This window comes from Aquiflexum sp. TKW24L (assembly GCF_023502205.1).
In the GTDB taxonomy this organism is placed as follows: Bacteria; Bacteroidota; Bacteroidia; order Cytophagales; family Cyclobacteriaceae; genus Cognataquiflexum.
Genome location: NZ_JAMFLG010000002.1, coordinates 132955 through 146652 on the forward strand (window position 1 = coordinate 132955; position 13698 = coordinate 146652).

Here is a 13698-nt window from a genome sequence, read left to right on the forward strand (position 1 = left end):
TTACAGCGATAACTTATAGGCTGAAAATCCTTTGGGTCCAATCGCATATATAGTGCATTCATTCTTACTTTCAGTGTACTCAATTTCCACTTTATTGCTTCCACTGATCGGTATCGGATTTAGAAGTTCGCCGTCCATATCATACAGAAAAACAAAGTCTTGTGTCTGATCCACGACGACAAAAATATTTTTTGTAGATCCAAAAGAGAAGTATTGGAATTTCAATCCTTCCGACATTATCGGTTTAGAAAACACTTCCTTAAAATCCGAATCCAGTACAGTTACTTTATTGTATTCGTGGATAACAAACAAATACCTGCCCTCTTTTTGATCTTTGACAAGGTAAAACCTGCTTTCGCGGTCGGGACGAAGCAATTGATTGCGAAAAGTAACCTCCCCGAGGAGATTGACCATGACTACTTCGCCACCTTTAGTCACGGTGATGAGTTGGGTTTCTTTAGCTGTCCCCCTTTCTAAAAGCACATACTCTGATCCCAATTCCCCCTTGATCTGAACAGGGCTTCCCGGTTCAGGTTGCCCTCTTCTGTTGAAAAAATGGATGTTCCCATTGGTTCCCAAAGCTACCATCCGATCACCAATTCCGGCCACCCGGTGATGGGCCGGCTTTATGGCAAAGGTGGATCCTATGGATTTGGGATCCCAACCTTCCAAAACCAACCCGTATTTGTCAAGAAGATAAAGATTCCCTTTTTGGGTACCGGCAAATATCCTGTAGTTGCGGTCTCCTTCATAATCCAGAAGATTAAGCTCGGTAATCGACTCATTTGCCAGCTCTACAGGATATTCAGGCAATGCATTGCCTGTACGGTCCATCCCATAAATCATCTCTTTGGTGGCAAAAATAAGTTGGAGCTTTCCGTTTTTATAGAAATCAAACTGGAAAACATCCGAAACTATCGGCCCATCCAATTCTGTGGAAAAAATTTCCTCCCCATCATTTGTTAAAAGATAGAGTCGGTTCAATTCATCCTGAATCACAAATTCAACGCTATTGTCAATGAAGTTTTGGATGCTAACAGGTCCATAGACTAACCTGTTGGGAAAAGGGATGGACACATTTTCTGTCAAAGAAACGCCTTCCTTCGGTGTGGTATTCAATCCCTGATGATGGCTAATTCCAATATGAAGCTGGGTTTTATTCCCTGATTGACGGGCATTTAAAACCATCTTGTCAAATGTTTTAAATTCTGACTCATATCTTTGAAAAAAGGATTTCCATCCGGGAGCACTTGTCTCCATTAAATTGTTCCAAAAATTCTGCGTATCCAAAACCATATTGAATCCTGATTGGCTTGCGAAAGGCAAGATGGAATTTTGCTGCTTGAATTGGCCCCAGGTCCTTCCCCTTTTCCAATCATCAATAAAGAGCTTAATGGCTTTACTGCTATTCGCTATTATGATGACATCATCTACCAAGGTGAAATAGGAATCTCCAAACCCCATAAAATTTCCATTAAAAAGATGGGCAGGAAACTCATCCGAACTGAGCATAAAAATTTCTTTTCCCTGATAGAAATCCATTAATCTGGAAACATCTATTTCCTGATTTTCCCCAAGACCGAATTTTTTCAGCAATTCAAACTGGACATTGGGATTTTCGGTTTTGAGTAGTAATATTTTATCCTGTGGTTCTTTTGGAAGTTTTTCCAGATTGAGAAATGCCATGTGGCCCGTAAGGTATTTTGTAAATCCCTTTTGCACCAACCCTGTTTCGATATCCCCCATCACCAGACTGTTAGAAGAAAAGTCCGAGTCCATACCCGAAAACAATTGAAAAGGATCCTCAAGCTGGTATTGAAAATAGGTAGCTGTTCTGTTAGGAACCAAGTCACGGAAATAAACGAAAGCCGGTGAACCTAGATGCTTAATGCCGACATTGCCTTTGCCTTCAAAAAATAAGGCTCCATCAAAAAAAATACTGTCTGCCGAGAACTTTAAATGAAGGTTTGCAGACATTTTATTTTTTGCAAAATTCCTGATCGATGGGAGGTTATTATTTTTAGCAATTCCATTGATGATTCCGGCGATTCCTGAACTGCCGACTCTCAGGATTCCCAAATCTTTGGATTTGGGAATGTCTTTAAAAAGCTCTGAATAAAATCCTCCAAATACCGAAAGCGCATCGTTTTGGGAATGTCTGATGGCGTCTTCAATCAAAAAAGAGGTGAAGCTGACTGCTAATAGATTGTCTATTTGTGCATAGGCGAGGGTGATACCCTCGGTTTTGGTTTTCAATTCTCGGATATTGATTCCGCTGTAATTTCTGGAAGATATAGTCCCATTTGCTAGGATTTTTTTCTCTAAGTCTTCCATCAAAGAAAATCCCTCAGGGTTTTGATAGGCCAAAACAAATAAAAAATCAAATTCTTCCTTTCCGGTTAGATGTAGCGAAACAGCAAGTTGGTTTCCTTTTAAATTTTTCTGTAAAACTCCAGATTTTCCGGCCAGGCTATCCAAAACCAAAAGATTATACTCTGCGTTTTTCAGTGCTGGTATTCCGGATATTGATTTCCAAAAAGGTTGGCTTACAAGCTGATTCCATGCCAATACGGGTTCTGTCGTTTCAAAGACAAACAACGCTTCCGAAGAAATAACATCCACTGCATTTCTGTTGGTATTCTGTAGGAAGATTTTCCAAATAAATATTACCCCGATACCAAGGCAAACCAAAACTGAAAGGATTATAATTCTATTTTTCAATTTTCAATCATTTTGGGAAGTGGCTAAATTTTCCCCTGACAGCAATAAAATAAAAAATCCCGATAGTTGACCGGGATTTTTTCAATAAAATGAGTTTGGAGATTATTTCGCGGAAATCTTGTCCAAAACATTCATTACTTCTTTCACATGTCCTCTTGAGGTTTCAAGCATTGCCTTTTCTTCAGCATTAAGATCAAGCTCCAAGACTTCTTCCACACCATTTCTTCCCAAAATCACAGGCACTCCAAGGTAGCAGTCATCGATTCCATATTCTCCTACAAGTTTGATACAAACAGGGAATACTCTTCTCTGATTTTTAAGGATAGCTTCCACCATCTGCGCTGCCGCAGCTCCCGGTGCATACCATGCCGAAGTTCCCATCAATTTGACCAATTCACCACCGCCAAATTTGGTTCTTTCAAAGATGGCATCAAGTTTTTCTTTTCCGATCAATTCAGTCACAGGAATCCCCGCAACAGTGGTGTATCTTGGAAGCGGAACCATCGTATCGCCATGACCACCCATCAAGATGGCCTGAATCTCTTTAGATGAGACATTCAACTCTTCTGCTATAAATGCCCTGTATCGAGCCGTATCCAAGATTCCCGCCATCCCGATAACCTTATTTCTAGAAAACCCAGAAGTGATATGTGCCTGATAGGTCATCACATCCAGTGGATTAGAAACAACGATAATGATCGCATCTGGAGAGTGCTTTACCACATTTTCAGTCACAGACTTCACGATCCCGGCATTGGTCTCGATCAGGTCATCTCTAGTCATTCCTGGCTTTCTCGGAAGACCGGAAGTGATTACAATCACATCAGAATTAGCGGTTTTGGTATAATCATTTGTACTTCCGACAGTTCTGCTGTCATATTGATTGATGGGGGCTTTTTGCCAGATATCAAGGGCTTTGCCTTCAGCTATTCCTTCCTTGATGTCTATCAATACAATCTGCTCAGCAATCTCTCTATAGGCCAATACGTCAGCACAAGTGGCTCCGACATTACCGGCTCCAACAACGGTTACTTTTGTCATGATATAAGTTTATTTTTAGTGTTAATATTTATTTCAAAAGAGTTGCTAAGTTATTAAACAAAGCCGTCTAAATAAAGCATTACCGCTGAATACTTGAAAATCGGGTAAGTTGTTTTTTTAATAGTAAATGAATGAAACAGATTATAAAGAAGACCTAAAAAACATCAGGTTTCTTGAGAAAAAAGTCCTCTATTCATTTTCGTTTTTTTGAAAAAAGACCTCATTGAGGGGTTTCAAACATTTCTCCAAGATTGAAAAACCCAAAGGAATTTTTGTATGATCTGAAAAGTCGCCTGTTGTTTTCATTGTAATATTCAGCCAATGAGGTCATCATTTTGGCTTTGATCGAAGGATTGCTGTCAAAAACCTCTTGGATGGCAAAGTGAGGAATGACTATCAGTTCCGCTTGATCTGACCCAACTAGGGCTGTGTAAATTCTTTTGGTATTCTCCAAGAGTGAATTTTCACCAAATGCCTCAATTTTTCCCAATTCCTTGATGACCTCAAATGAATTCTTGATGTCAATGGTGAGGTTAATTTTTCCCGATTTGATAATGTAGAAAGCTTGGCTGGGATCTCCCCTGAAAAAAATAACCTCATCTTTAAAATATTTCCGGTGATGTATGGCAGGTAGGAATCTTGCCATCTCAATATTTTTGAGTTTTTCAAAAAAATTGACCTGAGAGAGGAACTGGAAAACTTCAAGTTCGCTTTCATTGAATGTCCTGGAAAAAGGATTGATCATTGCTTAAAGGTTTTTGAAATATAGTACTCTTTTTGTTTTTGGCCCGCACCTGAAAAGCTCTCCAATCCTAAAACCAACCACCCAAGCTATTTCATCTCCTGACCAAAGCACCAAAACTTGCTTTTTTTGGATTAGCGGCACTTTCAAATCTACTAATAAATCACTGATTTTTTTTGGTTTGTCCATCCCAAGGGGCACAAAACGATCCCCTTGCTCCCATTTTTTGATGACAAGCGGAAACTGGAGCTTTTCCATATCAAGCATGGCATTTTCTTTTGATTTATCTATCTCAATTTCGCCTTGGAGATGAAGGATGTCAAATTTTTTTTCTTTCATCTGGACAGAAATATCGTGGAATTCAATCCTTTTTTCTTCCCATTCAAAATCATTGTTTCCCAAAATCAAAAAATCCCTGTCCTTATTCAACATGAATTTGCCTGCGTAAAAAGTTTTTCCTGATTCACTTTTTTCAACAGAGTGGAGAATATCCTGAACATCTGCGAATGAAAATCCAAAATCCCTCAGCCAATAATAAACCATGGAGTGCTTTCCTGTAATATTCGATATTTCTTTGATAGACAGATACTGATAGTCTCCTTCGGTAACAATTGCTTCCTTTTTCCATTTTTCATATAAGAAGAAAAATGCCCTCCCGGTATCTTTGAGCCGCTTGAAACTTGTATCCATGACCTGAAGTCCCTCTGGAAAAGCTTCATTGAGAATGGGAAACACTTTGTTTCTAAGGATATTCCTTTTGTAGTCGTTCTTTTGGTTGCTGCTGTCTTCTTTCCAAGAATAGGAATTTTGAGTCATGTAATCAGAAATATCCATCCTTGAAAAACCGAGCAAAGGCCGGATGATATTTCCCCTTATCTCGGACATTCCATAGATGCCTTCGATGCCCGTCCCCCGCAACATATTAAGAAAAATAGTTTCCAACTGGTCATCGGCATGATGTGCCACTACTAATGCATCATATCCGTTTTCGCTGATGACCTGCTCAAACCAATTATACCGGAATTCCCGTGCAGCCATTTGGGTTGACATTCCCTGCTTATCCATTTCATCCTTATTCGTATGAATTACGTGGATTTTGACATTCCATTTTGCCGACAGCATCCGGACAAATATTTCATCTTCGTCGCTTTCATTTCCCCTAAGCCAAAAATTGACATGGGCAAGCGAAAATCTAATTCCTGCTGATTGCAACAAATAACCCAAACATACACTGTCAATTCCCCCACTGATGGCAAGGAGGTAGGATTTGTTTTCATCCAAAAGTTTTTTTGAACGTATATGGTTTTTAAAAAGCTCTTCCATAAATCAAAAATACCATTTTTGGTTAATTTGCGCCCTGATTCAAAAATCTAATGATCAAATACTCTTCATTGTGCTTTCTATTGCTTTTTGCCGGACTCTTTTCAGGTGTCCAGGCCCAGAACCTCTTGGAGATCCAAAATGCCGAATTGCTCCAAGGTGCACAGGGATTTGAGAGATTGCTCATAGACGTGAGGATGAAGCATCAGAATTCTTTGATTTATTGTGATTCAGCACATTTTTATAGGGTAGAAAATAGGGCCATTCTTTATGGGAATGTAAGGATAGTGGATACTCAAGACCCTATCACCACCACCAGTAGGTATGCAGAATATGATGGCAATACGAAAACGGCCAAGCTGAGAAATACGGTGGTGTTTAAAAATCAAACCACCACACTTTTCACCGACTTTCTGGATTATAACAGAGCTACAGGAGTTGCCAATTATTTCAATGACGGGAAAGTAATAGACAGTACCAATGTCCTGACAAGTGAAAACGGAACCTACGAAACAGCTTTGGAAAAAATCACCTTTACCAATAAAGTAATATTGATCAACCCGGATTATACTTTAAAAACTGATTTTTTGATATACAGGACCGTACCAAAAACAGCTGAAACAGTTGGAATTACCAACGTGGTTTCCAAGGAAGGTCATCTACTCAATGCGCAAAAAGGGAGCTACTACGATACAGAAAATAAAATTTTTAGATTTTATGATGGGGATGTGGAAACAGAAACAAGCTTAGTCTATGCAGAAACTTTATATTATGAGGAAGAAAATAAATACTTTGAAGGGAAGGTAAATGTCAGCTTGTACAATAAAGAGCGTGAAATAGAAATTTTTGGTGAAGAAGGAAAATACTGGGAAGACCGAAAATATAGCATTGTTTATGGAAATGCCTTGGTGAGAAAATATATGGAATCTGACACCATGTACGTGGCCGCAGACACCCTCATCTCTGAAGAAAAGGATGACTCAGAGCAGCGGTTTTTGTATGCATTTCACAATGTACGACTGATCAAGTCTGAACTCCACGGAAAATCAGATTCTCTGGTGTTTATCAATTCAGATTCGCTAATACATATGTATAAGGATCCTGTCATCTGGGAAAATAAAAGCCAGATTACGGCCGACAGCATCAGCTTTTTTATCGTAAATGAAGAAATAGACAGGGTAAATTTAATTCAGAATGCATTTACTGTAAACAGAGATACAATCGGAAATTATAATCAGATGAAAGGGCGGAAGATGACGGGCTATTTCACTGATCAAAAGATCAGCCGGCTGCATATTCAGGGTAATGGTGAATCAATTTATTTTGACCTCGTCGGGGATACCTTGCTGAGGGGGATGAACAAAATGCTCTGTGCCAATATCATGATGTTCTTTGAAGAGGGGAACATCAAAAAGATAAATTGGTTGGTCAAGCCGGAAGGTAACTTCAAACCTCCACATATGATTGAGGATAAAGACAAGGAATTGGAAGGGTTTGTTTGGAGAGAAGACGAAAAACCCTCCATGGCAGCTATAAATGAATGGCGAACTCCAAAAAAAAGGGACAGCTCACGATTTAATTTTTTCAATGAACCGGATGCCGTAGTTCCAGCCCCAAAAGATGAGGAAATACAAAAACTTCTGGAGGAAAAACTAAAATCAGGAATCTAAATCAACAACCTGAAAACGAATTTTTAAGATAAGTTTCTTCAAACGGATTCGATTAGAAAAAATTTTATATGAGGTTAACAATTTTTAACCGCCTTTGTATAAAAACACCAAACCTATTTGTTAAATTTATCCGTATCAACATTTACTGATACTCAGCGAACAGGCCTATTGACAGACATTTACATGAAACGGTATTTCTTACTTTTCTTTCTCTGCATGATATTGCTTCCACTATACACGGAAGCTCAGGTAAGGGTATTGTCTGAAAACATCGAATTCAGCGGCGTCATAGGTAGTTCCCAAAGAAAATCGCTCATCATCCAAAACGAAAGCAATCAAGTCAAGGATTACAGCTTGAAATATCTCAGAGGAAATATCGGATCCTCCCAAAATGTTAAAATATGTATCGGTGATAAGTGTTACGATCCAAAAAGAGACATTTCAAAAATCAAAATCTCACTTAAACCGGGAGAAATTTTCACTGATCTTTATCTGGAATTTGAATTGGGCATAACCGAAACGAAAGGGAATTTTGACCTTCATTTCTTCAATAGCACAAACGTCAGAGATGTATTCGTAATTGAATCCGTCTATGAAGTTTTTAACCCAAGGGCGGATGATACAAACCACAAAGACATCAGCATTGGCAGTGCTTATCCAAACCCAACCAACAGGCAGGCGCAGATAGATTATGTAGTCAAAAATCCAAATGCGGTGGTGAAAATAAGCATCAACAGCTTTATAGGTAATCCTGTAGCTGAATACCAATTAGACCCTCTCCAAAAGAACCTGGTAATCAATGTCTCTGATTTTAACCCGGGTGTTTATTTTTATACTTTATTCGTAGACAACAAGAATATTGTCACCAAAAAACTCGTTGTCAAGAAGTAAACTCCTACCGCCTACGGTTTAGAATTGGTTTCAAATGAATAATCATTTATATTTGCGCCTCGAAAAAGCAATGAAAAAATTCTTTCCATACATCATTACAACCCTCCTTATTGCATTTTCCAGCTGCTCTGGATTCTATAAATTAGAAAAAAGCACAAACTGGGAAGAACTATACGCAGCAGCCAACAAGTATTATAATGAAGAGGAATTCAATAAAGCCATTATCCTTTACGACAAAGTCCTTCCTGTGATCAGGGGGAGCGAAAAGGCTGAGTTGGCAGATTTCAATTACGCATATAGCCATTTCAAGTTAAAGAGATACATAGAATCTGCAGGTTATTTCAATACCTTTTACCAGACTTATAATAGATCTCCGATGGCAGAGGAGGCATTATTTATGAATGCTTACTCCCTTTACTTAGATGCACCTGATTACAATTTGGATCAAAAAAGCAGCCACGACGCGGTAAATGCCATTCAGATCTTTCTCAATAGGTTTCCTCAGTCCGATTCCTACGAAAGAGCAACTGTGATGATTGAAGATCTTCAAGTCAGGTTTGAAGAAAAAGCATACAGGGAATCACTATTGTATCTAAGCTTGACTGAAGGATTATACCCGGGTGACTATTATCGGGCATGCATCATAAATTTTCAGAATTTTGCCAAAAGTTATCCCGACAGCAAGCACAACGAAGAACTTGGATTTAAACTGGTAGAAGTATCTTTGGCATATGGCGAAAGAAGTATTTTTGACAAAAAGGAAGATAGATTGAAGGATGTTTCCAAATACGCAGCACAATTCACAAGAAAATATCCTGAAAGTAAATATTTGGGCAGCATAGAAAATATCGTCAAAAAATCCCAAGTAGAGTTGCTTGCCCATCAGAAAATCAAAAAGGATTATGAGGAAGATTTAGCAAAAGCCAAAGCAGAAAATGAAGCGGCCCAAAGCACAGGTCTCGTAAAAGATAAATAATATAATAGCAATTAAAATCAATCATATATATGGCAGTTAATCCGTCAATCATCACTAGAGATTTGGATAAAATTTCTGAAAAAACAGGGAATTTGTATGAATCACTTCATATTGCTTCCCAAAGGGCGAAGCAGATTTCTTCAAGCATGAAGGAAGAATTGAACAACAAACTCTCTGAATTTGCTTCAACTGTAGATAATCTTGAAGAAGTTTTTGAAAACAAAGAGCAAATCGAAATTTCCAAATTTTACGAAAGAATGCCAAAGCCATCTTCTTTGGCTATGGAGGAGTTTTTGGAAGACAAACTTTATTTCAGAAAACCTGAAGCACCAACAGAATAATGCTTTTAAAGGGTAAAAAGGTTTTATTGGGAGTTACAGGAAGCATAGCAGCCTACAAATCCGCTATACTCACAAGACTACTTGTCAAAGAAGGAGCAGAAGTACAGATCATCATGAGTACTTCTGCTCTTGACTTTATTACCCCTTTAACTTTAGCAACCCTTTCCAAAGGACCTGTCCACCATCAGTTTCATGATCCTAAATCAGGAGTATGGACCAACCACGTGGATCTGGGATTGTGGGCAGATTTATTTTTAATAGCGCCTATCAGCGCCAATACCTTAGGCAAATTTGCCAATGGCATCTGCGACAACCTTCTCACAGCAACCTACCTTTCTGCAAGATGCCCTGTCATGGTCGCTCCTGCGATGGACTTGGATATGTACCAACATCCTTCTGTAAAGGCTAATCTCAAAAAATTAAAAGATTTCGGTAACATCATTCTTGAAGCCGAAACCGGTGAATTGGCAAGTGGACTTTCGGGTCAGGGAAGATTGATGGAGCCAGAACATATTCTGGAATACGTAATCTCCCATTTTTCAAAAAGCCAGGAATTCAAAGGAAAAAAAGTCCTGATTACTTCAGGACCAACTCAAGAAGCCATCGATCCGGTAAGATTTATCAGCAATCATTCCTCCGGCAAGATGGGATCTGCTTTAGCCGATACTTTTGCAGATCAGGGAGCGCAAGTTCATCTGGTTTTGGGAAAAGGAGCAATCAAGCCTGATCATGCATCCATCAAAATCTATCCAGTGACGAGTGCTGAAGAAATGTATCAAGCTTCTTCTAATATTCACCATCAAATGGACATTTGTGTTTTTGCGGCTGCGGTGGCTGATTATGCACCAAAAAACGTTTCGGCTGAGAAAATAAAAAAAGAAGGTGACGGCATGACCATTGAATTGGTCAAAAACATTGACATCGCCTATACACTAGGCAAACTCAAATCCCCTTTTCAAATCCATGTTGGATTTGCATTGGAAACAGAGAATGAGGAATTTTACGCAAAGTCAAAACTCGAAAAGAAAAATTTTGACCTTATCGTTCTCAATTCCATGAGAGATGCAGGAGCGGGTTTCCAGCATGATACCAATAAAGTCAGGATATTTACTGAGGAAGGAAAATCTTTTGAATCTGAGTTACTTCCAAAGAATCAAATTGCTGAATTGATCATTAAGGAAATTAAAAATCTTCCTGTAAAAATCTGACTATAAGAATATCGTTATCTTTAAAAGAAAACCCATTCTACATGAAGATTCGAATTACGATTATCCTTCTTACTTTTTTGTTTACGCTTCCATCGTTCTCACAAGAGCTAAATTTTTCGGTTATTATCAATAGTGAGCGGGCACGAACCCAAGAAACTGCCATTTTCGATAACATGAAAAATAGCTTTGAACAGTTTCTCAATGGGAGAACTTGGACAGGCGATCAATTTCAGGCATTTGAAAGAATCAAAGGCAATGTCCTCATCACCATCAGTGACATGCCACAGGTAGGAGTCTACAATGCAACTGTACAGATTCAAACTGTGAGGCCTGTCTACGGCACCAATTATGAAAGTATGGTCATCAATTTCATCGACCGAAACTGGGCTTTTGAATACCTCCTTTCTCAGCCATTAGAGTTCAACAGATTCGCCTTTCTCAATAATATCAGTTCACTACTTGCCTACTATGCCTACATCGCATTGGGTTTTGATTATGACAGTTTTTCACTCCGAGGAGGAAGCCCCTATTTTGAAATCGCTAATGGAATTGTAAACAATGCCCAACAATCCAACAGAGCAGGATGGGCACCCAATCCCAATGACAGAAGGAACAGGTATTGGTTGATCAATGACATTTACACCTCATCGATTTTTGCTCCGATACGGGAAGCCATATTTCTATACCATCGCAAAGGACTTGATTTGCTACTCACCAATCCTGAGGAAGCCTATCAAAATATGATTTCAGCTTTCCAGTTGGTTGAAGAGGCAAATACCCCACAGCCTAACAGTATTTTTGTAATCACTTTTATGGATGCAAAAAGAGATGAAATTTTGCGTGTTTTTAAAGGTGCCCCAAAGGTAACCCGAAGTGAAGCAGTCGAAGTTCTTCTTAAAATTGACCCAAACAATTCAAAAAGGTACAACGACCTCCTGAAAGGTTAATTTCTTTTTTTAGATTTGACCAAATAAAAATTAAACCAATTTAATGCTCCGCTCCCTTAGCATTGCCAATTACGCCTTGATCCAAAGCTTGGAAATGAATCCAAGCTCATACCTCAATATGATCACCGGCGAAACCGGAGCGGGTAAATCCATCATGTTGGGTGCTGTCGGACTGCTGTTAGGCAATCGGGCAGATACCAAAGCACTCCTAAACCCTGACCAAAAATGTGTGGTCGAGGGAAATTTTGGGATTGGAAATTATGGATTGGAGGATTTTTTCAGAAGTGAAGATTTGGATTTTGATCCCGAGTGCATCATTCGAAGAGAAATAAGTCCGAATGGCAAATCCAGGGCATTTATCAACGATACTCCGGTAAAGCTTGAAACCCTGAAAGACCTTGGTAAGGCCTTGATGGATGTCCATTCACAACATGACAACCTTCAGCTCGGAGAGGGTGAATATCAATTGGATTTGGTGGACGTATTTGTCAAAAGCCAAATTGAGAAAAATGATTATTTATCAGCTTACAAATCATTTCAATCTTCAAAAAAAGCATTAGAAAAGCTAAGCCAAGAAGCTCAAGAAATGAAAAAAGAGGCTGATTTCAATAGATTTCAACTGGAAGAGTTGGCAGAATTGAAACTTCATGAAGGCGAACAAACAGACCTTGAAAGTGAACAGGAAATCCTAGAAAATGCGGAGGAAATCAAATCCAAAATTCAGGAAATCCTTGCCCAAATGGAAGACGACCAATTTGGAGCCTTGAAGCTTTTGGCTTTGGCCAATCAAGGTGTCCAACAACTCACAAAATTTGCGCATAAGTTTGAATCATATGGGGAGCGTTTTCAGAGTGTTTTGATTGAACTCAAAGACATTGCGGCAAGTCTGGAAGAAGAGGATGGACAGGTGGAAGTGGATTTTGCCAAGCTTGAGAATGTCAGGACAAGACTTAGCAAGATCTACCACCTGCAGAAGAAACATGGCTTGGATACTGTCGAAGCATTGATTGCCTTAGAAAACGAACTTGCCGAAAAAGTTTTTTTGGTGGAGAACCTCGATGAGGAACTAGAAAAATTAAAGAAAATCAAAGAGGCGACAGAAAAGGAATTGACCGAAAAAGGCAAAGCCCTTTCCGAAAAAAGGAAATCAGCATTTCAGCCATTTGCTTCCCAACTTGCCAAATTATTACAGCAATTGGGTATGGAAAATGCGCAAGTCGAGTTTTCCTATCAACCAATCACTCCAACCAAAAACGGAATTGATCAGATTGATATCCTTTTCTCCGCCAATAAAGGAGTCAAACCACAGGCCTTAAAACAGGTGGCTTCGGGTGGTGAATTCTCTAGATTGATCTTCGCCATTAAGTATATCATGGCCGATAAAATGGCCCTCCCGACTTTGATTTTTGATGAAATAGACACAGGGGTATCCGGAGAAATCGCGCTTCAGATGGTCAGGATGATGCAGGACATCGCCAAGCAGCACCAAGTCATCTGCATCAGTCATTTGCCACAGGTAGCAGCTAAGGGGAATCAACATTACTTTGTCTATAAGGACGACAGCTCAGAAAAAACAATCAGTAAAATCAAATTGCTAGAAGGCGAAGAAAGAACCATTGAAATCGCCAAAATGATCGCCGGAGCCAATCCATCTCCAACAGCGTTTGAAAGTGCTAGGGAGTTGCTAGGTGGTTAATTTTTGGTTATTGGGTTAATGGGTTATTGGTTATTTGGTTTAACTGGTTATTTGGTTAACTGGTTAATTGGTTAATTGGTTAACTGATTAACTGATATCCGTCCTACATGTTTTCGAGTTGGCGCTACTTGGTACTTGGTACTTG

At 39.2% G+C, this 13698-nt stretch carries 11 protein-coding genes; 7 read left to right on the forward strand and 4 right to left on the reverse strand.

Annotated elements, in window-relative coordinates; all coding sequences use genetic code 11:
* The 4 genes from M3O96_RS01965 to tilS all read right to left on the reverse strand — a co-directional run bounded on the left by M3O96_RS01965 (position 1) and on the right by tilS (position 5827).
* Positions 1 to 2721 carry a hypothetical protein gene (locus tag M3O96_RS01965; RefSeq protein ID WP_249718267.1) on the reverse strand — a complete coding sequence of 907 codons (2721 nt, stop codon included), beginning with the start codon at positions 2719 to 2721 and terminating at the stop codon, positions 1 to 3.
* A 102-nt stretch (positions 2722 to 2823) separates the two neighbouring features.
* Positions 2824 to 3762: a malate dehydrogenase gene (gene mdh / locus M3O96_RS01970; protein ID WP_249718269.1), complete on the reverse strand. Its 939-nt coding sequence runs from the start codon at positions 3760 to 3762 to the stop codon at positions 2824 to 2826.
* A 220-nt stretch (positions 3763 to 3982) separates the two neighbouring features.
* A complete protein-coding gene (locus tag M3O96_RS01975) occupies positions 3983 to 4507 on the reverse strand; it encodes a Crp/Fnr family transcriptional regulator (RefSeq protein ID WP_249718271.1) in 525 nt (174 codons plus the stop codon).
* Positions 4508 to 4510: 3 nt separating this feature from the next.
* The gene (gene tilS / locus M3O96_RS01980) at positions 4511 to 5827 is read right to left on the reverse strand and encodes a tRNA lysidine(34) synthetase TilS (RefSeq protein WP_249718273.1); all 1317 of its coding nucleotides are present in this window, start codon (positions 5825 to 5827) and stop codon (positions 4511 to 4513) included.
* Positions 5828 to 5877: 50 nt separating this feature from the next.
* Here tilS and M3O96_RS01985 point away from each other — a divergent pair, with 50 nt between their 5' ends.
* The 7 genes from M3O96_RS01985 (at position 5878) to recN (ending at position 13553) form a co-directional block, all read left to right on the forward strand.
* Complete coding sequence (locus tag M3O96_RS01985) at positions 5878 to 7494, forward strand: OstA-like protein (RefSeq protein WP_249718275.1); 1617 nt, start codon at positions 5878 to 5880, stop codon at positions 7492 to 7494.
* A gap of 183 nt (positions 7495 to 7677) precedes the next feature.
* The gene (locus M3O96_RS01990) at positions 7678 to 8385 is read left to right on the forward strand and encodes a T9SS type A sorting domain-containing protein (RefSeq protein WP_249718277.1); all 708 of its coding nucleotides are present in this window, start codon (positions 7678 to 7680) and stop codon (positions 8383 to 8385) included.
* A 70-nt stretch (positions 8386 to 8455) separates the two neighbouring features.
* Positions 8456 to 9361: an outer membrane protein assembly factor BamD gene (locus M3O96_RS01995; RefSeq protein WP_249718279.1), complete on the forward strand. Its 906-nt coding sequence runs from the start codon at positions 8456 to 8458 to the stop codon at positions 9359 to 9361.
* Between the two features lie 29 nt (positions 9362 to 9390).
* Positions 9391 to 9702, forward strand: a complete 312-nt coding sequence (locus tag M3O96_RS02000) for a DNA-directed RNA polymerase subunit omega (protein WP_249718281.1) — start codon at positions 9391 to 9393, stop codon at positions 9700 to 9702.
* Positions 9702 to 10910, forward strand: a complete 1209-nt coding sequence (gene coaBC, locus M3O96_RS02005; RefSeq protein WP_249718283.1) for a bifunctional phosphopantothenoylcysteine decarboxylase/phosphopantothenate--cysteine ligase CoaBC — start codon at positions 9702 to 9704, stop codon at positions 10908 to 10910. Before M3O96_RS02000 ends, coaBC begins: the two co-directional genes overlap by 1 nt.
* Before the next feature lie 41 nt (positions 10911 to 10951).
* On the forward strand, positions 10952 to 11857 hold the full coding sequence (porD, locus tag M3O96_RS02010) for a type IX secretion system protein PorD (protein WP_249718285.1): 906 nt from the start codon (positions 10952 to 10954) through the stop codon (positions 11855 to 11857).
* Positions 11858 to 11900: 43 nt separating this feature from the next.
* Positions 11901 to 13553 carry a DNA repair protein RecN gene (recN, locus tag M3O96_RS02015; protein ID WP_249718286.1) on the forward strand — a complete coding sequence of 551 codons (1653 nt, stop codon included), beginning with the start codon at positions 11901 to 11903 and terminating at the stop codon, positions 13551 to 13553.
* Positions 13554 to 13698 lie beyond the last annotated feature (145 nt).